We start from the raw sequence: 252 nt of genomic DNA, 5'->3' as shown, positions 1-252 counted from the left end.
GCTTCTCATCCTTCTCCCCGAAGTTTTGGGTCATTCAGGAGAGGGTATTTAACAAAGGAGATTATACAAGGATGGTGGTGGGAGAAGGATTATTCGGCGCGTTGCGCCTCACCCTTCGGGCCGCGCTTGCGCGCGTTGTCTCGCTGCGCTCGACCCGAACCTTCGGTCGAAGCTTCTCATCCTTCTCCCCGAAGTTTTGGGTCATTCAGGAGAGGGTATTTAACAAAGGAGATTATACAAGGATGGTGGTGG

Annotated in this window: 1 other RNA gene; it reads right to left on the bottom strand. The window is 52.8% G+C overall.

Annotated features, from left to right (window positions below):
- Window positions 1-72 precede the first annotated feature (72 nt).
- A non-coding RNA gene (locus tag B2J69_RS23455) (RtT sRNA) lies at window positions 73-201 on the bottom strand.
- Window positions 202-252 lie beyond the last annotated feature (51 nt).

This window comes from Pantoea latae (assembly GCF_002077695.1).
Taxonomy (GTDB): Bacteria; Pseudomonadota; Gammaproteobacteria; order Enterobacterales; family Enterobacteriaceae; genus Pantoea; species Pantoea latae.
The sequence above is the reverse complement of the archived record's forward strand: the minus strand, read 5'-3'. Positions and strand labels throughout refer to the sequence as shown.